The sequence below is a fragment of the Bradyrhizobium sp. CCBAU 25360 genome (genome assembly GCF_028128695.1).
In the GTDB taxonomy this organism is placed as follows: Bacteria; Pseudomonadota; Alphaproteobacteria; order Rhizobiales; family Xanthobacteraceae; genus Bradyrhizobium; species Bradyrhizobium ottawaense.
Genome location: NZ_LBJA01000015.1, coordinates 1 through 1,345, shown reverse-complemented (window position 1 = coordinate 1,345; position 1,345 = coordinate 1). Strand labels below are relative to the sequence as shown.

1 protein-coding gene is annotated in these 1,345 nt (G+C 62.7%); it reads left to right on the top strand.

Going from position 1 to position 1,345, the window contains the following annotated elements:
• The first annotated feature begins 51 nt into the window (after positions 1–51).
• Positions 52–1,341, top strand: coding sequence for an IS4 family transposase (locus XH81_RS04785; protein WP_038974636.1), 1,290 nt, complete (start codon positions 52–54; stop codon positions 1,339–1,341).
• Positions 1,342–1,345: the final 4 nt, after the last annotated feature.

The window sequence follows — 1,345 nt, the reverse complement described above, 5'->3', positions numbered from 1 at the left end:
CCGGTTCGGGGATCGTCGTCTCGATAAAGGGGGGCGGCGCTCGCTGAACGCATGGTTGCGGGCAAAACTGTCTGCCTTCGGCAGCTCTCCAGGGGGAACCGCGCGCTGGAAGTGCGGTTCAACCGCTTTCTTGGCCATGACAAGGTGACGGTGGATCGGATCATCGAAAGCTGGAGCAATAGCACGGGCCCTGCCGTGGAAGGCCGCCACGTGCTGGCCATCCAGGACACCAGCGAGATCCACTTCAACACCACGCCGCAACGCCGGCGCGGGCTCGGAGAAATCGGCAAAGGCAATAACCACGGCGTGCTGCTGCACCCGCTGCTGGCTGTGGACGCCGACGACGGCAGCTGTCTTGGGCTTTTGAGCGGGCAGATATGGACGCGCGCAGGTCGCCGCACGACCTCGCATGATGATCGGGAATTATCGGACAAGGAATCGCAACGCTGGATATCGACTGCCGTGGCGGCAAGGCCGCTGCTCACCAAGGCCGCGGCGGTGACGGTGCTGGGTGACCGCGAGAGCGATATTTTTGCCCTTTATGCCAGCTCGGCCAAGCAACATTTCCACGTCATCGCGCGCAGCATGCATGATCGCAAGCTTGCCGACCGCAGCAGCCTGTATGAGGCCAGCGATGCCATGGCCGCGGTGGACCAGCGTATGATCCAACTGCCTGCGCGCGCCGCGCGGCCGGCTCGCCTGGCCCACCTCGAACTTCGCTTTGGCGCAATCGAGCTCGCCCGCCCGCAGAATAAGTTATTGCACCATCTGCCGAAAAGCTTGCCGCTGGCGGTGGTCGATGTGCGCGAGATTAACGCCGAAACCGGCATAGAGCCGCTGCACTGGCGGCTTCTCACCTCTCACGAGGTCACCAGCATCGAGGACGCCTGGCGCATCGTCCAATGGTACAAGCAGCGCTGGATCATCGAGCAGTTCTTCCGCATCCTGAAGACACAAGGCCTCAAGCTCGAAGACAGTCAGATCGGATCCGCCGATCGGCTTCTCAAGCTGGTTGCGATCGCCGCCAAGGCGGCCGTCATCACCATCCAGCTTCTGCAGGCCCGCAATGGTGGTCGCCAGCCCATTCTCGCGGCCTTCGACAACGGCCAAATTGGCGCGCTCACAGCCCTCAACCAGCAACTCGAAGCCGCGAGCAAGCGACTAAAGAACCCACATCCGCCCGATAGTCTCGCTTGGGCCGCCTGGATCATCGGCCGTCTCGGCGGGTGGGATGGCTACCCATCGTCCAAGCCGCCGGGCCCGATCACCTTCAAAAACGGCCTCGAATACTTCAACGCCGTCGCAGCAGGATGGAGCCTCAGAGATATGTGCATGCCCTAGTGCG

What these genes read in the sequence shown, in the direction of transcription:
- XH81_RS04785 (WP_038974636.1), top strand. Translation starts at nt 52, where the DNA reads ATGGTTGCGGGCAAAACTGTCTGCCTTCGGCAGCTCTCCAGGGGGAAC.